The following is a 21,644-nucleotide window of genomic DNA, read 5'->3' on the forward strand; positions in this document are numbered from 1 at the left end:
TGTATGCAGACACAATGCAAGTGCGGTTTTTGTATAGGATTCCACCGACAAAACCTAGAATCCAAACCCGCATAAAACATCACAAAACCGCCTATAAAGCACAGCAAACAAATGGATTTGGGCATATCATTATTGCGTTTTTTGCACGAAAATTTTGCTATGATATGCCAAAAATTTTTGTCATATCAAAAACACAACGGCTACTTTGCATTCAGCTAAAGAGGAGATATTTTGAGTATAACGACATTACAACGCGATAACCAAATGATTATCCGCTGGGAAGGCAAAATAAAAACACAAGAAGATTTTGCAGATTTTAGCACGCAGTTTAGAGCTACAATCGCCCAGCATATCGATACGCTCAAATCGCAAAAATGGAAACTTTTTCTCATTAATGCTTTTCCTTTCAATACCTACGCACTAGGCTATCTACTCAAGCTCAAGCAACGAGATGGCTTTGATTTTAGCATCTCCACAGATCATTACAAAATATATAGCATTTTTGAGCAAGTCGAATTCAATGAACTTTTTGACATTGCAATCGAGCAAGATCCGCTAGAAGTGAGGTGAGAGATGGGAGGTGATATGAGTTTTTGGAATGATATTTATCAAAAATTTGACCCTATTGCTTTTAGCGTGTTTGGCTTTCCTATGCATTGGTATGGGATCGCGTATGTGTGCGCGCTTTTGTTTGCTTTTTTTGTCGCAAAAATCATCATCTCGCGTGCGCCAAATCGCTTTCCTATCAGCTCACATATGCTTGATAGTTATTTTATTTGGGCAGAAATTGGCGTGATTTTGGGTGCGCGCATTGGCTATATCATCATTTATGATCCTATGCGGTTTTGGTATCTTGCGCATCCATGGCAAATCTTTAATATCTTTGATACAGCGGGTAATTTCGTAGGCATTCGTGGAATGAGCTATCATGGAGCGATTATTGGATTTTTGCTTGCTTCGTGGATTTTTGCAAGACTCAAAAAACAATCATTTTTGCTATATATGGATCTAGCAGCCCTTAGCATACCTTTGGCGTATGTATTTGGGCGCATTGGGAATTTTCTCAATCAAGAACTCTATGGGCGCGTGGTTTTAGATTCTGATACATTCGGGCAAATGATTGGGATTATAGTTGATGGCACACTTCGCTATCCTAGCCAGCTTTTGGAGGCGTTTTTGGAGGGCGTGGTGGTGTTTATCATCGTGCTTGTGAGTGCGCGCCTTGTCCGCACAAAAGGAATGCTTATTGCTATTTATGCGATAAGCTATGGTGTCATGCGCTTTATTGCGGAGTATTGGCGAGAGCCAGATTCTCAAATGGGATTGTTTTTTGGGTTGAGTATGGGGCAGATTCTGTGCTGCTGTATGATTCTATGCGGAAGTGCGCTTATGCTGTATCTTAGAGCTCACCCAAAACAAATAAAAACAAAGGCAAATACAAGAAAGGATAAATAATGCGCGTAGCGAAAAATCCATTATTATGGGCGTGGATGTGTCTGATTATTGCGATTTTGACAGAAGTTATAGGCTCAAGCTTTTTAAAGGTGGGCTATGTGCATGATTTTCATATCATTATATTTTCTCATCGCATTGATTGTAGCTTTTTTGTCACTGCTATTTTTATTTGCATTTCTTATTATTTCATCGGGCTTGCGATAAAAAAAATCAGCGTCAGCATAGCATACGCAATGTGGGAAGTTTTGGGGGTGATTTGCATTGTGTTAGTGAGTATTTTTTATTTTGATGAAAAGCTCTCAACTATGCAAATGTGTGGTATTGCACTTGGGATTTGTGGGATTATTTTAATCAATCTTGGCGAAGAAAAAAGCTCAAAAAGTAGCTAACAGAAAGGAGGCAAAGTGGAATCTCTCTCATCTCTTTCATCAGCAAATTTTATGGGTTTTGTCCTTGTGGCATTAGCTGCGCTCATTGATGTGATCGCAAATCTTTTACTCAAGCAATCAAATGGCTTTCAAAAAAAGCTCTATGGGATAAGCGCGATATTTTTGGTGCTTTTGGCGTTTTATTTGCTTCGCCTTGCGCTTAAGCATATGCCTTTAGCAGTGGCGTATTCAAGCTGGGGAGCGATTGGGATTATTGGGACGCTTATTGGCGGGCGGATATTATTTGGAGAAAGGCTTAATGCCATCGGCTACATTGGTGTGGTATGTGTGCTATGCGCGGTGGTGCTACTCAAAATGGGCGAGATAGATGGGTGAGAATAGGCAAGATGGGCAATGAGATTAGGCAAGATGTAATCTCACAATTATTTGAGCCTATCTCTTAGCCAAAGCAATATATCTTGAATGACTTGTTGCTTAATGTGTGGCTCATTAAGAATCTCATGTCGCGCATCTTGATAAAGGATAATCTCAACATCTTTGTATCCTTGCGTTTGCAAATGGATTCTAGCTTTTTGCACGCCCTCGCCAAAATCACCGCACGCATCATCATATCCACTGACAAACAAAACAGGCAAAAGCGGATTTTTGGGTTCAGGGTAATTAGGGCTATATACTTCTTGTGTGCCATGAAAAAGATTGAGAAAACTTTGCAATGAAAAAATAAAATCACACTTTGGATCTGTGATGTATTCTTGCACGACTTGATTATCTGAGCAAAGCCAACGCATGTTATTTGCTTTTGCGCTATCAAGGCTTGGGGTTTGTTTGCGCTTCATTTTATTGTGTTTGAGAAGTTTTTTGTTAAATCCACCAAAGCTAAGCCGATTTAGCACTTTTGCGCCTAGATTTTTCACAATCGCCAAATCAAAAAAACCAAATGCCCTACCTAGCCAAATGCCAAGTGGTAGCAATGGATTATACGCAGGCGTGCCACTTAAGATAAGCGCACATATAGAATCCCCATACAGCAGCAAATACCGCCTTGCAAGCAAAGAGCCCATAGAATGTCCGAGCAAAATAATCTCCGCCTTAGGATAAAGCTCTTTGAGCGTGCAATTTAGCTTATACAAATCATATGCAGCTTTTTGGAATCCATCTTCGCCCATTTCACCCAAAGTGATTTTAGATTCTGCATTGACACTCTCGCCATGCCCTCGATGATCGCTTATGGCAACGATATAGCCATTTTTAGCAAGCTCGTGCGCGACCCAGCAATACCTTCCTTTGTGCTCGACCATTCCATGAGCGATTTGGATAATCCTCACAGGCAATGCCACATCTAGCGCAGGCTCATACAAATCATAAGCGACTTTGCCAAAATCCGACTGAAAAGTCCTTTGAGAGTGTTTTATCGAAGTTGTCATATTTTACCTTGAGTCTTTGGATTTTATGTTTGATTATTTGTAAGTTATTGTAAAGATATATTGCTAAAAATATCCTTTATCATATTGATTTTGGGATTTGCTTCTTTGCGCGCAAAAATACTAAAAGGAATATTGAAAAAACACAAACAATGCTTCATTGAGAATCCACAAACAAAAAACCTCACGCAAACAAAACCTCATTTTGTTTTGGATTCTATGACTTTAGATTCTACGCTTTGTGCTGATATTTTTTAGCTTGCGATATGGATTCTAGATTCTACCAATCCTTCAGTGAGAGCCTCTTAAACCCTCTTGTCATCATAAAGCTTTGCTCATAAAATATCGACAAAACAATCAAAACCCCCGCAACCAACGCCAATGAGACAGAAACCATAATCATAAAATGATCAAAAAACGCAAGCAAATACTCAAGCCTGCCCTTATCATCGTTTTGCTGTATAAAGAGCAAAAGTGAGATAATGCTTTTGTATCCATAGCTTCCCGGAAACATAGGCAAAAGCGCAGGAAACACAACAACTTCAATCGGGCTTGTCAGCTTTTTGGCGATGATTGTAGCCAAAAGCCCGATACAAAGGCTCGCACAAAAGCTCGCTCCCGCAAAGCCAAAAAACGAAGTCTCCATAAGCAAAAACCGCACATTATAGCCAATCGCTGCAAAAACCGCGCTCAAAATCAATGTGCGCTTGAGCGGATTAAGCGCACACGCAAAGCCAAATCCAGCGATAAATGCAAAAATCGTATTTGATATACATTCCTGCCAAAGCGAATTATGCAAAAATGGCGAATGTAATAATGTCGCTAATTGTGGAAAATTTTGCGTAATGTCAAACATTTAAAATACTCACTTTTGTAATCTCCAAAGTCATATACACCCCGCCTGCAAGACATAGCATAACCACAATCATATTTATCGTCCTGCTAACCCCCATAAGCGTGTTTTCTTGGATAATATCTACAAGGGCATTAATGATAAGCACGCCCGGAATCAAATACAAAATACTTCCACCAATAGCAATCTCAGGCGTATGCGTAAGACCTAGCCAAACGCCGATATACGCCACAAACGATGACAAAAAAGAAGTAAATAAAAATTGCGCGCGCATATCAAGCTTGATTTTTTGGCAGAAAAACCGCAACCAAAATCCCACAAAAGTCCCCATAAAAATACACACCAACGCCCCAAAATCCCCGTCAAAAAGCTTGCAAAATGTAGCATTTGCAAAGCTGACAAAAAATGCCGTAGGAATAGGAGCAAGGCGCGCTTTATGCATCATATCCTCAAATCCTATCTTTGCTTCCTTAAGGCTTAAGTGCTCATCATAAATCTGCCAGCTTAGTGCGCTTAAATGCGTAATTAGCGCGAGATTGACATTTGGTTGGGTATTGTTGATGACTTGAGTGTAGCGATTGTCGTAATTTTGCTTGTCGATGACATTAAGGATAATGTATTTTAAAAATATATTTAAATGCACATCATAGCCAAAAGATTCTGCTATCCGCTCAGTGCAGCGCGCGACCCTTGAAGTGTATGCACCATTTGAAAGCAAAGCACTTGCGTATTTTGCGACAAAATCACTTACTTCCATAATATGTGCTTTTTGAATGTGCGCTTTTTGGATATATGCTTGGTGTGCTTTTTGCATTCTGCCTCGCCTGATTTGATGGGATTCTAGTCATTCAATAGTGCAAATTCTAGCACATTTTTAAGATAAACTTACTCACTCTTTTTGATTTTGGTTACAATGCAAACTTTATAAATGATTTGATAAAGGACAAAAATGCTACTTGGTTCTAGCTTTGTATTTGTGTGCGATAGCGATTTTAGTGTGATTAAAAATGGCGGGGTTGTGTATGAAAATGGCGAGATTATAGAAGTTGGCATATTTGAGGAATTGAGGGCAAAATACCAGAATCTAGATTCTAGATTCTATGAAGATAGCGTGCTTTTGCCGGCTTTTATCAATGCTCATATTCATTTTGAGTTTGGAGCAAATCACTTTCATTTTGATTATGGTGGATTCCCGCAATGGCTCTCTAGCGTTATGAAAAATCGCGATGATGTGCTTGATAAAATAGATTCTATTATTTGTGATGAGATTAGCTCGCAGCTTGAATGTGGAGTCGGAAGTGTGGGTGCTATCTCAAGCTATGGGCTTGATATGCAAGCACTTACTCAAAGCCCGCTTAAAGTTGTGTATTTCAATGAAGCCATTGGCTCAAATCCCGCAGCCATTGATATGCTTTTTTCGGATTTCAAAGCTCGATTTGAGCGATCGCTTGCCCTTTCTTCAAGCACATTTTTTCCAGCCATAGCCATTCACTCGCCATATTCTGTGCATAATGTGCTTGCGCGCCATATCATAAACATCGCCAAAGCCAATCAATCCCTGCTCTCCACACACTTCCTAGAATCTAAAGCCGAGCGCGAATGGCTCTCACATGGCAAGGGGTGGTTTTTGGATTTTTATACCAATGTGCTTAAAATCCCAAATCCTAAGCCTTTTTATACGATAGATGAATTTTTTGAGCTTTTTAGTGGATTGCGGGCAGTGTTTGTGCATATGACAAACGCCACGCAATCTGAGCTAAGAGCCACGCTAGATTCTCATCATTCTATCATCACTTGCCCAAGAAGCAATAAACTTCTTGATGGCAAGATTTTTAATCTCAATGCGCTTAGATCTGCCACCAAATCCACTCAATGTAAGGCTTTTGATGTGGATTCTTTAGATTCTGCTAATTTAGATTCTGCGCGCATAGCTTTAGCTTCAAATTCCCCCACTTCAAGCACCATAGCTACACATCATCACACCACAAATCACCTTGCCATAGGCACTGATGGTATGAGCTCAAATTTCAATCTCAATCTCCTTGATGAGCTAAGAGCAGGACTTTTGTGTATGGATACAAATATCGAGAATCTCGCCAAAGAGCTTTTATTAATGGCAACCCACAATGGCGCAAAAGCACTCAATCTCAATAATGGTATTTTGCAAAAAGGCAGGCTTGCGGATTTTGCGATTTTTCATATCCCACATATCACCAATTCCACGCAGCCTCATTTGCATTTCATCATGTCAGCACAAAAAGTCTCTACGCTCATTCTTAGTGGAAAAGTTATTCTCTAATCTCAAAGCACATATCGAAGCTGCGCATAGTAGCTCGCTCCAGCGACGATGTAGTAATCATAATATCGATTGTTTGTCATATTTAAAGCCTGAAAGCTCACTTCTATGCCATTGTTAAACATATAGCCGATTTTGGCATTGAGCGTGAATTGCGCCTCATGATGCCCGAAAGTATTGCTTAAAACAGGGGTATTAAGCACATCATCATAAAATGACGAAGTCAAATATGTCCAAAGCGAGCCAAAAAAGCCTCGTGGCTGATTATAATGCAAAGCGATATTGCCTATATGCTCGGGCACTTCTTGAAGTTGTTTGCCAACTACGCGCGGATCTGCGTCATTTTTGATGACTTTTGCAGAAGTGAGCGTATAGCTTCCCTCAAGGCTTAATGCCCCATATATCGGAATCTCCGCGCTCAATTCTATGCCATTGATTCTGCCATATCCTGCATTGCTATAATGTCTTGGATTTTCCGCAGTTCCATTACCCACGCGATAGATCATATTTGAAAGCTCTGTCTGAAAATAATACAAACTTGTTTTGATATATTTGCTTAAAAACTCCGTGCCAACTTCAAAGCTCAAACCCCTCTCTGGCTTTAGATTTTGAGATGCGATCCAAATCCCATGCGACATGGGCGGATATGCTTCGCGCAAAGTTGGCATTCTAAATCCGCTTCCAATGCTTGCTTTTGTAATCCAATTTGGCAAGATTTTGTAATTTATCGAAGCTTTAGGGCTGAATTCAGAGGCTTGAAGCGGATTTGAAGCTGCGAGCGCACCTATTGTGTAGCCATCAAAATTCCGCCAATAATCATAACGCACGCCAAGACTTGTAGAGAGCGACTCAAGCCAAGCTGCGTCCCAAGAAATATAAGTCGATCCCACAAATGCCTTAGAACCATAGGCTCGATATGGCGCGCCTGATCGTTCCTTGACTTCACGCCAATTTGCTACATTATAATTACTCTGATCCAGATCAAGATAGCGGAATTGCACCGCGCTTACAAGCCTGTGTTTATCGCTCAAATCGACATGATAAATCATATCAAGATAATTATTTGAAGTCGTAATATCTTGCGTATAGCCAGCCCCGCCAAAGCGATTTCCGCCATTACTTATATCTGCATCTTGCCACCAGCTTATCAAGTTTGCGCTTGAGAAGGCGATTTTTAGCATTGATCGCTCAAAATCCTGCGTGAAGCTAAGTGCGCCTACTAGATTTGTGTAGCTTCCATATCCTCCATATCCAGAGCCGACAAAATAATCCTTCCCACCAACATCATAGACCACATCACCACTTGCATTTCGCAAATAGCTCTTAAAATCATGAAAATCATAATTATGGTTTGAAGCACTAAACATCGCTGAAATCGTGCTAGATTCTGTAAGATCAAATTCTGCTTTGGCGCGTATATCCCAAGTGTTGTATTTTCTTTTGCCACCATCGCCGATTATCTGACGCCCTTGCGCATCAGTATACCAGCCACTAAGATTGCTCAAAACGCTGGGTGTGTATTCACCCGCAGAATTTGGATAAGTCGGAAAGCTAGGATAGCCTTGCGTGGAAGTAAATCCACCTGAGATTTTAAGTCGCAATCGCTTATCAAAAAACGCATCGCCCACGCTTCCATAAAAACGATAGAGATTTTTATCTGCGGTATCGCTTACAAATTCACTCCCATACCCAGCCAAAGCCTGCACTTCAAGCTTTGTAGGCATAGAAGTGATGAAATTCACCACACCTCCAATCGCATTTGTCCCATACAAGCTCGAAAACGCCCCGCGCGCCACCTCCACGCGCGTAACATCATACAGCGAGATTTGATTTAAGATTCTATTCTCACCCTCCAAATCATTTAAAATCACGCCATCAAGCATAACCAATGTGCCATAATTAATCCCACGAATCTTAATCGCAGGGCGCGGATTAAACCCGACATCGCGATACATCATAACGCCCGCGAGCTTCTTGATTGTATCTGTGATTTTTTGATTTGGAAGATGAGAGATATGCGCAGAATCCACAACGCTAATATTGCCCGGAATCTTTGCAATATCTGTCGCCATAGCCGAGCCTGTAACGACAGAATTTTGCAACATATATGTATCCTCCGCACACAAAACACCGCTTGCTAATATCACCAATAAATGTAATTTATGTATTTTAAACATTATATTCTCCATTTGCTAAGTTGGAATTCGGATTGTATTATAATGCAACTTAGTTGCTTCTTAAGATAAAAGTTGCATTTATGATGAATTTAATACTGAAAAATCAAAAAAGAAAAAAGAAAGAAAAAATCTAGAATCTATTTTGTCATTGCAAGTGGCAAGCCTTGTGTGGCAATTTAGTAAAGCCCTGTCATTACTTAAGCTTTCGTAGAAAGCGAAGAATCCAGTCATACACAATCACATAAGACATCGCGTTTTCTTTTATCCATTTTTTGACTAGATTGCTTCGTCCTGTCGTCCTCGCAATGACAAGCCTACCCCCTCAATTGCGAGCAAGGTTTATCCTTGGTGGCAATCCAAGAATCCATAAACAGAATCTAGATTCTGTGAAAACATAATGGCACTTAAGAAATCCTCTATTTTTAGGCAGATTTAATCAGGGTTGTGTAGAAATTTTTAGGCAAGCAAAAACGCAAAAAGGTGTAACATAAGCATTTATTGCAGATTTGCAGGCTAAAAATTTCAAACTCCCTGAAATATGACTTCTCAAGCAAAGCCCTAGAGTTGCATAGCAAAAAAAGAGAATTTAGATTCTATATAAATTAAAATCTAGATTCTCTTAGAGCAAATGCCCTAGTTTTGCCTTTTTTGTCGCGAGGTATTTTTCGTTGTATTGATTGCTTTGGATTATGATACTATCGCGCACAACCTGTATATACTGCTCTAATGCCTTAATTTTGCGTGGATTGTTTGTTAAAAGGTGGGCTTTTTTGATCTGATAAAAATCCAAAATCTTGCCTACAATCTCATAATCGCGCTGATCGCTTGCAAAACCGAGTGCTTCATTTGCCTCAACCGTATCATAGCCTTTGTCTTGTAGTACATACGCATTGACTTTATTAAAAAGCCCTATCCCGCGCCCTTCTTGACGCAGATAAATCAGCATTCCGCCCTGCCCGCTTGCCTCTGAAGCAGCGATTTTTTCCATTGCCAAAGCAAGCTCTCCGCCACAATCGCACTTATGCGAGCCAAACACATCACCCGTCAAGCATTCAGAATGCACGCGCAATAATGGCGCATCACTTAGTGTTGATGTCATCACGACCAAATGCTCTAGCGCACAATCGCACTCACCTTTTTTCCCCATTTCGCGAAATGATTGTATGATAAAATTCCCAAAACGCGTAGGCAATTTAGCTTGATTTGAAACCTCAAAAGTATTATTCATAATTTATCCTTATCTATAAAGTCAAAAACGCAATGCAAGTCCTATCCCCATAGGTGAAGCAAATGAAACAAAGCGTTTGGAATCATTCATATTATCAATCCCCATAAATTGAGCTAACCCTAAATCCCGCATAATCACGCCGATTGGATCCATTAATGCTACCACAATATACCCCAAAATGCGCGAACCAAAAAGCTTATAATCGGTATTTTGGATATATTTTGTAGTCTGATAAAAAATCTCCCCAAAAATCGAGCCAATGGCTGGCGTATAGATGAGATCCTGCCAACTTGGAATCTCAACAAAAGCCTCGATTCCGTATTCCCAAAAAATCGTCGAGACGATAAATGAAAACAATGTAGATTCTGCCCAAGAATACCCAGCAATGCGTGGCTGCATATAATACACAGCACCAAAATATGGGTGCGAGATACCATTGAGGATAAAATTATCACGATCAAGCACAGGACCAACTTGCACATCTTGAGCCCACGCACCAAACCCAAACCGCGATCTATCCCAATTTGTAACGCTTTCAGGCATCAAATACAGCCCGATAATACTCACTAAAAGCCCTCCACTTAGCAAACCTATTGTCGTGCCAAGATACCCACTACTTGAAGAGGGTTGATAATATTTTAGTTGGTGGTTTGGCTGTGATGATTGATAATATTTTGGCGGATTTTGCAAATAATCATCTTGCAGCACAGAAGGTCCCAAAGTCTTTGGAGATTCTAAAGATTCTAGTGTGTAGATACTCACAAGAAGTGCAAAAATATATTTTTTCATCTTAATTCTTTATCTTAAATCTATCGCGTATTATTTACATCATCGTGGCTAACTTAGATTTTTGCGTGCCTTTTGCAGACAAAAAGCACAATACAAATCCCAAACAATGCCGGAAGCAAAAACATATTTTTACCAAAAATTAATAAACACACTACACTCACAATCATACCGACAAATGCTGCAGTGTGGTTTTTGTTTTGTCTCCATTGATCGATAAAAATCACCACAAAAATAGCACTCATCACAAATTCCACCCCGCTCACATCAAATGCCACAAAACCTCCAAGCAAAGAGCCCAAAACACAGCCCATCACCCAATAGATTTGATTTAAAAATGAAATAAAAAACATAAACCAACCAGAATCTACGCCATTTTTTGGGGTTTTGGAATGCAAAAGCGCAAATGTCTCATCAGTGAGCGAAAAAATAAGATAGAATCTTTTTTTACCCATACAACCAAAAACCCCAAGCATTGAAATCGCATAAAAAATCTGCCTTGAATTAATCATAAGTGCTAGCACAAACGAATCAAAAAGTCCAGCCCCGCTAGCAAGTAGCCCAACACACATAAACTGCATAGCTCCAGCATACAGAAAAATACTCATAAACAACGCCCATTCAACGCCAAAGCCTGCTTTTTGGAGCAAAATCCCAAATGTCGCGCCCATCAAAACATACCCAGCCAAAATAGGCAATGTATGCGGAAATGCGTCTTTGAATGCGCAAGATATGATGTGTATTGTGTCTTTATTTTTTTGCATATTGTTCCTTTTTTGCGCCATTATTTTATGCTTGATTCTACTTGATTTTGCGTGTTGTATGTTTGATTATGTGTTTGTTGCTTTTCTCTCTTTTTGCTATTTTTTCTTTTATTGCTCAAAATCCAAACACTCGCGCAAAAACAAAACACAAAAATCGCAAGCAACGCCAAAAAATGAGGCATAATACTTGAAAAATCCGCACCCATTTGATTAAGCGAAATAAACCCACGCACACCATGATATGCCGGAATCAAAAAACTAAGCTGTCGCAAAAACTCCGGAAGCAAATCACTAGGCCAAATAAATCCCATAATAAACACAAGTGGCATTGATGAGACAAACACAATCTGTGTAGGCAAACTCTCATCATCACAGCATACCCCAAGCATTATGCCCGCTGCTGCACTACTAAAAATAAACATTAACGCAAAGCACCAAAAATCCACAATATGCGCGTGGATATGCACGCCAAATGACGCAAAAAGCACGCCAAAATACACCAAAAACCACACACAATAAATGCCCGAAAAAACTAAGATTCTAGCCAAAAGAAGCGTTATGATTGGAATCTTGTTAAAATAATCTTTTTGGTTCTTGTGAGAGATTCTGTTTTGATACGCGCACAAAATCCCAATCCCGCCAATAAGCGTCTGATGCAAAATAAACACAAGCACCGCTGCCAAAGCATAATTGACATATCCTAGATTCTCGTTATACAAGGCAATGGGCTGATATGAGATGATATTTGTCTGCAATATATCTGGCTGCAATGATTTACGCAACTGATCGCTTAGCTCATCAATTGCATTATGCACGCCCTCAACAATCGCGCCATAAATCAAAAAATACGATGCATTTCCCATATATGACACAACGCTTCCTATACCCATTTTTGCATTTGCTTCAAATCCTTTGGGTATAAACAAAATCCCGCCCGCTTGAGAATCCTCAATCTCTTTTCGCGCAGAATCTAAAGAATCCACCTCTTCTAAAAGCTCGATTTGAGGAGTCGCGCCGACAAGAAAAATCAACTGCTTTGAAAGCGCGCTTTTATCCTCATCAACAATCACAAGCTTTTGCCCTGTAACTACATCTGTAATATAAGGCGTAGGATACAAAAGCCCATACACACAAGTGCCGATAAAAACAACAAGCACGACAACTTTATTTGTGATTATGGCTTTGAGCTCACACAAAACAACTGCTAAAAAACTCATTTTTTTGTCCTTAGCCTATAGATTCCAGCACCAAGCACAAAAAAGAGCAAGAAAAACACCATTCCACCCATAATACTAAAAGCTTCACTCATCGCACCGCCATAATTTGCCTGCTGAATATACAGCTCCATATAATGCGAAATCGGCAAAAAATTGCTCCAAAAATACGCAAAAAAATTCATAGAATTTTGAGGATAAGTAATCCCCGCAAATGCAAGTGAGGGCGCAGTATAAACAGCAATGACACCTATTGTTTTTTTCATATCTTGTAATACAGAATTCACAAATACAACAACGCCATTTACCCCAAATATAAGTAGCACCACACCCAAAATAATCAATCCCAAATCGCCTCGATTCTCATAGCCTAGAATCTTAAGAAAAACAATCATACAAAGTCCCCAAAACAAAAACACAAGCGAATTAAAAATATATTTCATCAAAAGATCCATCGTGCTTTTTGGCGTGGATTTAAGAAGGTGGATCATCGCAAGCGCACTTAGAATCTGAAGCATACAAGGAAGTAGCAATGTAAGCAAAAATTGCGCGTAATTATTGCTTGGATTATAAAGCGGAATAATTTGTGAAAATATCGGCATAGACTTGCTTTTGGCAAGGGTTAGATTCTGGTCTTTGATGAGATTTTTTGCTGCCCATTCTTTTGCATTTAATGTGCCGATAACTTCTGCAAACGCGCTGTTTAAGGATTTGCCAACAAGCACAAACTGCGCATTATAATAAAACGCTATGGTCGCACTTGCTGTTTTTATGTCTCGCTGATAATGCGCTGGAATCACAATAAGCGCATAGATTTTGTTTATCGCAAGATCTTGCTTGGCTTTGGTGATTGAGTCATAATGCTGTGTGATTTGCATTGTCGGCAGTGCATTGATGTTAAATATAGCCTCATAACTTGCTTGCGAATGATCCAAATCCACAATCCCCACAGGAAGATCTCTAGGCAATGACGCCATAAAAACCGCATAAATAAACCAACCAATAAACAATGGCAACACACAATAAATCAAAAATAGCACTTTATGCTTTGCGATAAATATGGAGATATTTTTGAAAATGCGTGCGTTTTTTTTCATTTTTAAAATCTAGTGCTATTTTTGCGATGTCATCGATGATGTTAGTGTAACTATCGCGCTCATACCGATTTTGAAGTCATTGTTGGATTCTAGTGGAATGGCTTCGACTTCAAAACTTCGCAAATCATAACCCTTCGAGCTTGAAGTCGCCCGCCAAGTCGCAAAATCTCCCATTACAGAGACATAGCGCACTTTAAATTGTATGTCTTTATTGAGTGCTGGAAGAAAAGCACTAAATTGTGAGCCGACTTTAAAATCCTGTAAATATTCTTCAGACACGCTAAGCCTTAGCCACACATCAGCATTATCTACAAGCATAACAACCGGAAATCCCGATGGACTTAGCTCGCCTTCTTGTAATAAAATATTTGAAACTTCTCCATTTGAAGGTGCATAAGCTTGAATATCTTTGATATAAGCTTCAACCTCACTTAGTTGCCCAGCAGCAGCGATTTCTTTTTGTTTGGCAGCTTCTTTTGTCTCTTTTGTCGCGCCATCAAGAGCAATTTTGTATTGCTGATAGGCGGTGTTTTCATTGTATTTTGCATTCTGAAACGCTGTGTAAGCCTCATCTCTGCGCTGCAAACTTGCTACGCCATTTTTATACAAATCCTCAATGCGATTGTAGGTTTTTTCAGTAAGCTCTCGCATCGCTTTAGCACTATTATAAATATCCCTAGCAGAAGTGATTGTCTCAAGTCTTGCGCCCTTGTGGGTTTCTTGCGATATAGCTTTTGCGGCTTCATATCCGGCTTTTGCTTGCATAAGCTTTGCTTCCACTTCAGGAGAATCTATCGTAAAAATCAAATCACCTTTTTTGACTATATCGCCCTTTTTGACTAAGATAGAGCCAACTCTTCCAGCAAGCTTTGAGCTTACATTATATTCTCGTGCTTGTATTTGTCCTTGGACTTGCTGTGGTTTGGGCGCGTATGCCCGATAAAAACTTATCACAAGCCATATTAGCAATATCCCACTAATAACCGCCACAAAAGCAATTTCAAATGTTTTTTTCATCATTATCCTTATGTCTTTAATCTTTTAATGTTGGAATTCATAAAAACTCTCAATATCATCGCTCAAAGCAAGCAATTTTGCTAATGCTACAATGGCTTTATAGCAGATTGTTTTTTGCTCTATTAATGCGCTTTGAAGTGTGTTTTGAGCATCAATTACTTGCGCGCTTGTGGCTAATCCTTGCTTAAAGGCTTGCTGCTGGAGCTTAAGATTCTCTCTTGCAAGTGCTATGGAGGATTGCAAGCTATGATATTCATCGCGCGCATACACGGCTTGTTTGTAGGTTTTGCGCACTAAGAGGGTGAGATCTTTTTTGGCTTGCGCTTTGAGGCTTTCTAGCTCTAATTGTGTGATTTTTGCAGCTTGGTATTTTTGGATTCTCGCACTTGAAGTAAGGATTGAAACATTTGCCATAACCCCAACATACCAAGTCGGAATATTCTGTGTGAGGAGAGATTTTTGACTATCAGTAAAAAAATAACTTCCCATACCAACAACTTGTGGCAAAAATGGCGCGATTGCAAGCTTTTTGGCTTGTTTGGCAGAATCAATCTTAAGCTCCAAAGAGCGCAAGGCTGGATACGCCTCTAATGCGCGCGCGACATAATATTCCTCTGATTCAAAGCTTTTATCTGAAATAGCCAAAGCCGAAACAGATGTGATATTGTCTTTTGAGAGTGCTGTTTGCAAGGCTAAAGACGCGATGTCTAGGGCATTTTTAGATTCTTTGAGCTTGCTTTGTGCTTTGTCATCAGCAACTTGCGCGCCCAAAACCTCAATATGCGCGATCTGTCCGCTTTTTTCTAAATCAAGCGCATTGTGATAATGCAAAGCCGTGCCGTCTTTGATTTGTGCCAACACTTCAGCGACTTCTTTTGCCAATACCTCCGCATAATAAATCCCAACAAGCTCTTCAAAAGTCGCTAATGTCTTAAGCCGATAGGCTTCTTTAGCATCTTTTTTGGCAATATCAGCAATCTTTATCGCTCTATATCGCGCCCCGCCAACATACAGCGGATAAATGATATTGAGCGCGCCAATCATGACATTTTGATTGACAAGGTGAATGGGCGCACCAAGAGATGAGAGAAGTGGTAGCATCTGAGGGGGCAAAGTAGCAAGGCTAGATTTTGGAATGTTTGTTTGCGTGAGCGAAGCCTCGATTGGTTTATCAAGATGCAAATACGCGATCTTGGCATTAATTTCAGGTAAAAAGCTAAGCTTTGATCCGAGTGAGAGTTTTTCAGCTCGTTTGGTATTAAGCTCTTGTGCTTTGAGCGCATCGCTTGTGTCTAAAACCATGTGCCATGCTGTTTTTATATCGATAGATTCTGTGGATTCTATGGGTTGCGTGGATTTTGTAGAATCTGCAGAATCGAAAATATCTCTAAAATCCATAGAATCTGTGCTAGATTCTGCGCTCAAAACCCCACACAACACAATAAACAAAACTCTAATATATCGCATTCTCTCGCCTGTATTTTTGTATATTTATCAGCATTTTTATGCAAATACTGAAATTATAAAAAATCACAACTTATATTTAGCTTTTTTAGACGTTTTATTTGGTGTTTGGTGGTTTGGAGATTTGGCTTTAGTATTTTTAACGTGGTAATTTTAGCCATTTTGGCTCATGGTATTTGTAAAGTTTCATCAAAAGCTCACACCAAGCATAATAGAGCCATAGGTCAAAAAGCCATCTTGCGTGGAGAATTCTTTTGAGCGATGAATGACGCTATAACCGATATGAAAGCATTTATAATCCAACGCCACGCCCCATATAAACTCGCCAATAACGCGCTCCACATCAAAACTAGAATTTAGGGCAGAATCTAATGTCAGATCTGATGTGCGATATGTGCGATGTTTGGCAAAGCTATTGCCCTCTAAGAAAATATTGCGTCCGACAACCCTACCTCCAACGCCCACAAAGCCATAAATGCTTATATGTGGCGTATAGGCAATAGGCGCGCTTGCAAATCCTGAATTTTGATTGAGCGAAAGCGTATGTGGTGAGAGATTGTAGCCAAATCGCGTAATCAAAGAGAGTTGAGCAAATATTTTGGCATTGCCAAGCGCAAAACTTGCTTGTGGCATCATATCCAAATAACGCGCCAAAGACTCGCTGAAGGCATAACGATAAGAGATTCTACAAAATAGATTAAAGATAAATTCATTTTTGAGCTGTGTATCCCAGCCTGCTAAGAGTTTGTTATTTGTGAGTTTGTGGATAAGATTCTGTGTTTGCTGTGCTAAAGAGGCTTTGCCAACCATTCCCAAACTCAACTCAAACTGCTCTAAAAACCGAGAGCTTTTATTAATCGCGCCAAATTGCGCATACAAAAACCCGCCATAAGGGTGATCGTTTGCAGGTGGAATGGGCGAGAATCTATCTTTTGGCGCATAGATTTCTTGACTGAGATTTACACTAAATGAAGAGAGATTCTCATCTTTGTGAAACAAAGAAAAAATCCCAAAATACCGCAGAATCTGATTTGCTCTAGAATCTAGCCCAAATGTTTTTGAATAATATGCTAGCCTCGATCCTGCTGTGTAATATTTATCAACGCGACTATCAAAATTTGAGTCATTTTCATAAATAAGATAGAGCGAATGCTTGGAGTGCGTGTTAGTGGCGCGCGTGTCGTATGTGTTGGAGTGCGTTTGATTTGGCTCTATTACTTTATCTACTTCATCGCCATAGCACACGCAAGCCACGCTACACAGCATAATCCCGCATATAAAAACCCTCACAAAAACTCTCGTGAGCTTTTTTGCAATATTTCTTAATTGTTTGAATGTATTTTTGCACTGCGCCATAAATATTATAGAAACTTCCTCACTCAAAATAAAGTGGATTTATAGCATATTTGTTTGTTATTTGAGATAGATTCTGCTTAAACTATATGACAAACCCCGCCAAAAGCAGAATCTATAACAAAACCTATAAAGTCAAAGTGTATTCTATCGGGATCTTAAGTCGCACTTGCTTTGGTGGAAGTGGAAAGTTTTTGTAGGCTTCTTGGATTGTTTTGAGGGCTTGCTGGTTTAAAATATCACCGGTATTTGAGTGAAAAACCTTAAGCGCATGAATGCTTCCATCGGTATTGAGTATAAACTCAACCGTTACAATACCCTGAATCTCGCGAATCCTCGCAAGTCTTGGGTAATGGTGTTTCTTTTTGATCGCCTCTTGGATTTTACCCAAAAACTCATCACTCACGCCCTCATTATATGCTAAAGATTCTTGCGTAGAGCCTTCTGAAGTCTGACTAGATGGTGCGCTTTGCGTGTCTTGCTCTATTGGTGAGGGTGGCGTGTCTTTTTGAGTTACTACTTCTTCTTGTGGAGTTGTATCTTGCTTTGTTTCTTCTTGCTCTTCTTGGATTGGGATAGGATTTTTGGGCTTATGTTTTTTGGGTATTTTTTCTTTTTTGTGTTTGTGCTTTGGCTTTGGCGGTTTGGACTTGGTGGGGGTTGAATATTTTTTTTGATTACTATTTGTATTGAAGCTAGCAAGGCTCATTGTAATTGTATTTGCGCCAACTTGTGCGATTTTGTCTTCTGAAGTAAATATGCCAAAAATACTTGCCAAAATGCCTAAATGCACGATACTTGAGCAAATAAATCCTATGAATACAGGATTTTTAATTTGACTGCGCAGAAATTGAAAAATTTTCATGCCCCTTATCCTTAATAATGCCAATAATCTTTACAAAGCTTTCAAACTTCGCATCTTTGTCGCTTTTGACTTCAATGGGTTGTCTGTCATCAATCCTATTTATCGCCTCTTTGACCTCATCGATTGATTTTTCAACATCATCGATATAGATTTTATTATCCGCACTGATGAGAATCACCATTTTTTTCTCGTCCATTTTCTGCTCGACATTGTCAGCTTGCGGGAGATTGATAGGGATTTTGCCTTGCGCGATAAAAGTCGATACGCTCAAAACAATAGCCAGCAAAACAAGCATAACATCAATCAAAGGAATAATATTAAGCCCTTCAGTGCGTTTGATTTTCAATGTGTATCCTTTATGGTTTGTGTAGCTTGTGTAGTCGCTAAATGCGTGTGTTTATATCGATTTAATATCACATCAATTCTACGCAACAAAAAATTATACACAACTAATGTCGGAATAGCGACAAGCAAACCAAAAGCAGTGGCTTTGAGTGCCAAAGAAAGCCCAACCATAATGGTTTTGGCGTCCATTCCACCGCTCATACCCATATCATAAAAAGTAATCATAATGCCAACAACCGTTCCAAGTAGCCCCACATACGGCGCATTAGAATAAATCACATACAATATAGTGAGATTTTTTGTCAAAGATTCTTCCAAATCATCAATATTCTGAAAAACATCAATATTTATTTTTACAAAATAAATAAACCGCTCAATACTAAACCATACCGCCAAAAAGCTCATAAATCCCAACACACAAAATATAATCAAATCAATATGAACGCGCAAAAATTCCATACCAAAATCCTTACAATTCTAATTTTTTACAAAATTTTATATCACACTATTAACACTCCAAATTACAATCAACAACAAAATACTTCATCTTCAACTGCTGATACAATCATAATCTAGGAATAATTATTAATATCGTGCAATTATATGTTAGCTTTTATAAAAATATTATTAAATATCAATTTATTTTTTGTATAATTGCACTTTACATTATTATAAGTCCATAAATCACAAAACCACTGATCCAAACTTTAGAGAGAATATAGGGAGAAAATTTGGCTAACCACATCAAAATACCGCACGATACCTATGTCAAAGATAAGCTCAAAAAAAATCTCTATGCGTTTATCAATCACGAATCATTCAGTGGAATCCTCATTTTCTTTTGTGTAATTTTTGCCATGCTGATTGCTAATTCTCAATTCTCACACACATATTTTGAGTTTCAAGAGCTAAAAATCGGTGTATTTTGGGGAGAGAGTCAATATGGAATGACAATCTTGCATGCCATAAATGATGTAGCGATGAGCTTGTTTTTTTTGATGATTGGGCTAGAGACTAAACGTGAGATTTTGTATGGCGAGCTTGTAGGGTTCAAAAAAATAGCCTTTCCTGTTTTGGGTGCGATTGGCGGGATTATCATGCCTATTGTGATTTATTTAGCGTTCAATCACGACACTCCTTCAGCGGGCGGATTTGGCGTGGCGATGAGCACAGATACAGCCTTTGCTTTGGGGGCGATTTTGCTACTTGGCAAAAGAGTGCCTTTGAGCCTCAAAATCTTTCTTGTTACATTAGCAGTGATTGATGATTTAGGCGCGATTTTGGTGATTGTGTTTTTTTATACTTCTTCGCTCAATGCCTTTTGGCTCGTAATAGCGGGCATTATCATTGCGATTTTGCTGTATTATAATTATCAAGACAAACACAGACTTGCAGCATATTTAATCCTTGGGATTTTTTTGTGGATTGCTATCTATAATAGCGGAATCCACGCGACCATAGCAGCAGTTATCGTGGCATTTAGCATACCGGGTCGCTCAAATGTCTCTGATCACTACCTTACCAATCTCAAAAACGAGCTCAATAAAATTGATATTTTAATTAAAAATGGAAGCAATTTTTTTGAAACCCATATCCAAAAACAGCAAAAAAACATATTCAAAGAATGGATTTATGATTTGGGGAATTTCTTTAAATCCGATCAGAATCTCACCAAAAAATTCAACATCAAAGAGCAAAGCAAGCGCGCACAGATTCTGGATTCTATCTCCAAATACTCCGCTTACGCGCAAAATCCGCTCATTCAAGTGCAGACATTTTTGCACCCTGTGTGCTCGTATTTTGTGATTCCTGTTTTTGCGTTTGTCAATGCGGGCGTGAAGCTTGATTCTAACATCGATTTTTCTTTGGATCATATCTTTTTAGGCACGGTTTTGGGGCTTGTGCTTGGCAAACCTATTGGGATTTTGCTTTTTGTATTGATCGGCGAAAAGTGCAAAATCGCCACAAAGCCTAAAGATCTAACTTATGCGCATATTTTTGCCACCTCTTGCCTCGCTGGAATTGGCTTTACGATGTCTATTTTTGTCGCAAATCTTGCTTATAACAATCAAAATGCTATCAATCTTGCCAAAATCTCTATTTTGTATGCTTCATCTATCGCGCTTATTGTTGGGATTTCTGCACTTTATCTCTCGACAAAGCCCACAAAAAATCAAGACACACAAGAGCTAGCAGAATCTACCCCTCAAAAACCTTAATCTCATTTGTGATTCGCGCATTGAGCTTTGCGCAAAGCCGACTGACTTTGACAGAGAGATTGAGCGTGTGTGGTGCTTTTTATTTAGCATCGAGTAGATTCTAAAGACCAAAAACGCATTATGCTTCTCCTTGAGCGCGAGAATGATTTTTTGCTTTTTCTCAAGCTTATCGATAAATCTATCGCACTCCTTGCGAAAATCATCGCTATGCAAAATCTTAGAGCTGATTTTATAAAAGCTATGTGGAAGTTCTTTATTTGGGAGCTCTTTATTTGATAAAAGCTCCTTATTTATGGGATTGAGTGGTGCTTCATTATATGCGATATTTGTGGTTTGCGTTGTTTGTGTTATTTGTGTGTTTTGTTGTGATGTTGTATGAGATATTGCATGATGAGAATCTAAAACGCTAGAATCCAAAAAAGTAGAATCTAACGAGCTAGAATCTAGCCCATAAGTTTGCGCACTTGATTGTGCTTTGTTTTGTATTTTGGGTGCTAAAGAGTGGCAAGCTGTGGATTTTTCGTAATCCTCCAAAGCCTGACGCCAATTTTATACTCAAGCATAATTGCAGCATGTTCGCCGATTTTGCATTCGCAAGGTCGGATTCCAAGGGATTCGTAGATTTCAAAGGGTTTGAGATGCTGCATATCAAATTCTAAACTCAGCACAAAAAATGAACATTTTTCCATTGATTTCCTTAT

Annotated in this window: 25 protein-coding genes; 8 read left to right on the plus strand and 17 right to left on the minus strand. The window is 39.2% G+C overall.

Features of this window, described 5'->3' with window-relative positions; translation table 11 throughout:
• Positions 1 to 14 precede the first annotated feature (14 nt).
• Genes DY109_RS09060 through DY109_RS09080 form a run of 5 tightly spaced genes read left to right on the plus strand, consistent with a single transcriptional unit; the run spans position 15 to position 2,219 of the window.
• The gene (locus DY109_RS09060; RefSeq protein WP_115737842.1) at positions 15 to 260 is read left to right on the plus strand and encodes a hypothetical protein; all 246 of its coding nucleotides are present in this window, start codon (positions 15 to 17) and stop codon (positions 258 to 260) included.
• Positions 232 to 570, plus strand: a complete 339-nt coding sequence (locus DY109_RS09065) for a hypothetical protein (RefSeq protein WP_034549827.1) — start codon at positions 232 to 234, stop codon at positions 568 to 570. The genes DY109_RS09060 and DY109_RS09065 overlap by 29 nt, the downstream gene beginning before the upstream one ends.
• A gap of 15 nt (positions 571 to 585) precedes the next feature.
• Complete coding sequence (lgt, locus tag DY109_RS09070) at positions 586 to 1,455, plus strand: prolipoprotein diacylglyceryl transferase (protein WP_034549923.1); 870 nt, start codon at positions 586 to 588, stop codon at positions 1,453 to 1,455.
• Entirely contained in the window at positions 1,455 to 1,844 is a 390-nt protein-coding gene (locus DY109_RS09075; RefSeq protein ID WP_023948532.1) for a DMT family transporter, read from the plus strand. The genes lgt and DY109_RS09075 overlap by 1 nt, the downstream gene beginning before the upstream one ends.
• A gap of 51 nt (positions 1,845 to 1,895) precedes the next feature.
• Complete coding sequence (locus tag DY109_RS09080; RefSeq protein WP_034549926.1) at positions 1,896 to 2,219, plus strand: SMR family transporter; 324 nt, start codon at positions 1,896 to 1,898, stop codon at positions 2,217 to 2,219.
• Positions 2,220 to 2,266: 47 nt separating this feature from the next.
• Here DY109_RS09080 and DY109_RS09085 read toward each other — a convergent pair whose 3' ends face one another.
• Entirely contained in the window at positions 2,267 to 3,268 is a 1,002-nt protein-coding gene (locus tag DY109_RS09085; RefSeq protein WP_023948534.1) for an alpha/beta fold hydrolase, read from the minus strand.
• 132 nt (positions 3,269 to 3,400) lie between these two features.
• Here DY109_RS09085 and DY109_RS12390 point away from each other — a divergent pair, with 132 nt between their 5' ends.
• Positions 3,401 to 3,523, plus strand: a complete 123-nt coding sequence (locus DY109_RS12390) for a hypothetical protein (protein WP_023948537.1) — start codon at positions 3,401 to 3,403, stop codon at positions 3,521 to 3,523.
• Between the two features lie 22 nt (positions 3,524 to 3,545).
• On the opposite strand, the gene DY109_RS09095 is transcribed toward DY109_RS12390, so the two are convergent.
• Both DY109_RS09095 and DY109_RS09100 read right to left on the minus strand, forming a co-directional pair.
• Positions 3,546 to 4,121 carry a threonine/serine exporter family protein gene (locus DY109_RS09095; RefSeq protein ID WP_023948538.1) on the minus strand — a complete coding sequence of 192 codons (576 nt, stop codon included), beginning with the start codon at positions 4,119 to 4,121 and terminating at the stop codon, positions 3,546 to 3,548.
• Positions 4,114 to 4,932, minus strand: a complete 819-nt coding sequence (locus DY109_RS09100) for a threonine/serine exporter family protein (protein WP_023948539.1) — start codon at positions 4,930 to 4,932, stop codon at positions 4,114 to 4,116. Before DY109_RS09100 ends, DY109_RS09095 begins: the two co-directional genes overlap by 8 nt.
• 135 nt (positions 4,933 to 5,067) lie before the next feature.
• Between DY109_RS09100 and mqnF the strand changes: the two genes are divergently transcribed.
• Positions 5,068 to 6,417 (plus strand): aminofutalosine deaminase family hydrolase, encoded by a 1,350-nt coding sequence (gene mqnF, locus DY109_RS09105; RefSeq protein WP_023948540.1) that lies wholly within the window; start codon positions 5,068 to 5,070, stop codon positions 6,415 to 6,417.
• Between the two features lie 2 nt (positions 6,418 to 6,419).
• Here mqnF and DY109_RS09110 read toward each other — a convergent pair whose 3' ends face one another.
• From DY109_RS09110 to exbB, 12 genes are all read right to left on the minus strand, one after another.
• Positions 6,420 to 8,591, minus strand: coding sequence for a TonB-dependent receptor (locus tag DY109_RS09110; protein WP_023948542.1), 2,172 nt, complete (start codon positions 8,589 to 8,591; stop codon positions 6,420 to 6,422).
• Between the two features lie 619 nt (positions 8,592 to 9,210).
• Positions 9,211 to 9,819: a GTP cyclohydrolase II gene (gene ribA, locus DY109_RS09115; RefSeq protein WP_023948545.1), complete on the minus strand. Its 609-nt coding sequence runs from the start codon at positions 9,817 to 9,819 to the stop codon at positions 9,211 to 9,213.
• Positions 9,820 to 9,840: 21 nt separating this feature from the next.
• A complete protein-coding gene (locus tag DY109_RS09120; protein WP_023948546.1) occupies positions 9,841 to 10,608 on the minus strand; it encodes a DUF3943 domain-containing protein in 768 nt (255 codons plus the stop codon).
• Between the two features lie 53 nt (positions 10,609 to 10,661).
• Complete coding sequence (locus DY109_RS09125) at positions 10,662 to 11,369, minus strand: AzlC family ABC transporter permease (RefSeq protein ID WP_023948547.1); 708 nt, start codon at positions 11,367 to 11,369, stop codon at positions 10,662 to 10,664.
• A 20-nt stretch (positions 11,370 to 11,389) separates the two neighbouring features.
• Positions 11,390 to 12,586 (minus strand): ABC transporter permease, encoded by a 1,197-nt coding sequence (locus DY109_RS09130; protein WP_023948548.1) that lies wholly within the window; start codon positions 12,584 to 12,586, stop codon positions 11,390 to 11,392.
• Entirely contained in the window at positions 12,583 to 13,680 is a 1,098-nt protein-coding gene (locus tag DY109_RS09135; protein ID WP_023948549.1) for an ABC transporter permease, read from the minus strand. Before DY109_RS09135 ends, DY109_RS09130 begins: the two co-directional genes overlap by 4 nt.
• A 15-nt stretch (positions 13,681 to 13,695) precedes the next feature.
• Complete coding sequence (locus DY109_RS09140; RefSeq protein ID WP_023948550.1) at positions 13,696 to 14,697, minus strand: HlyD family secretion protein; 1,002 nt, start codon at positions 14,695 to 14,697, stop codon at positions 13,696 to 13,698.
• Between the two features lie 24 nt (positions 14,698 to 14,721).
• Positions 14,722 to 16,164, minus strand: a complete 1,443-nt coding sequence (locus tag DY109_RS09145) for a TolC family protein (RefSeq protein WP_023948551.1) — start codon at positions 16,162 to 16,164, stop codon at positions 14,722 to 14,724.
• 186 nt (positions 16,165 to 16,350) lie between these two features.
• Positions 16,351 to 17,451, minus strand: a complete 1,101-nt coding sequence (locus DY109_RS09150; RefSeq protein ID WP_158413023.1) for a lipid A deacylase LpxR family protein — start codon at positions 17,449 to 17,451, stop codon at positions 16,351 to 16,353.
• 190 nt (positions 17,452 to 17,641) lie between these two features.
• Positions 17,642 to 18,379 (minus strand): energy transducer TonB, encoded by a 738-nt coding sequence (locus DY109_RS09155; protein ID WP_023948553.1) that lies wholly within the window; start codon positions 18,377 to 18,379, stop codon positions 17,642 to 17,644.
• Positions 18,345 to 18,725: a TonB system transport protein ExbD gene (gene exbD, locus DY109_RS09160; RefSeq protein WP_023948554.1), complete on the minus strand. Its 381-nt coding sequence runs from the start codon at positions 18,723 to 18,725 to the stop codon at positions 18,345 to 18,347. Before exbD ends, DY109_RS09155 begins: the two co-directional genes overlap by 35 nt.
• Positions 18,722 to 19,183, minus strand: a complete 462-nt coding sequence (exbB, locus tag DY109_RS09165) for a TonB-system energizer ExbB (protein WP_023948555.1) — start codon at positions 19,181 to 19,183, stop codon at positions 18,722 to 18,724. Before exbB ends, exbD begins: the two co-directional genes overlap by 4 nt.
• A gap of 272 nt (positions 19,184 to 19,455) precedes the next feature.
• Between exbB and nhaA the strand changes: the two genes are divergently transcribed.
• Positions 19,456 to 20,943 carry a Na+/H+ antiporter NhaA gene (gene nhaA / locus DY109_RS09170; protein ID WP_023948556.1) on the plus strand — a complete coding sequence of 496 codons (1,488 nt, stop codon included), beginning with the start codon at positions 19,456 to 19,458 and terminating at the stop codon, positions 20,941 to 20,943.
• Here the strand turns inward: nhaA and DY109_RS09175 are convergent.
• The gene (locus DY109_RS09175; RefSeq protein WP_023948557.1) at positions 20,914 to 21,477 is read right to left on the minus strand and encodes a DUF4279 domain-containing protein; all 564 of its coding nucleotides are present in this window, start codon (positions 21,475 to 21,477) and stop codon (positions 20,914 to 20,916) included. The genes nhaA and DY109_RS09175 overlap by 30 nt on opposite strands.
• Positions 21,438 to 21,632, minus strand: coding sequence for a hypothetical protein (locus tag DY109_RS09180; protein WP_023948558.1), 195 nt, complete (start codon positions 21,630 to 21,632; stop codon positions 21,438 to 21,440). The genes DY109_RS09175 and DY109_RS09180 overlap by 40 nt, the downstream gene beginning before the upstream one ends.
• Positions 21,633 to 21,644: the final 12 nt, after the last annotated feature.

Origin of the sequence: Helicobacter fennelliae (genome assembly GCF_900451005.1) — a bacterium.
Taxonomy (GTDB): domain Bacteria; phylum Campylobacterota; class Campylobacteria; order Campylobacterales; family Helicobacteraceae; genus Helicobacter_B; species Helicobacter_B fennelliae.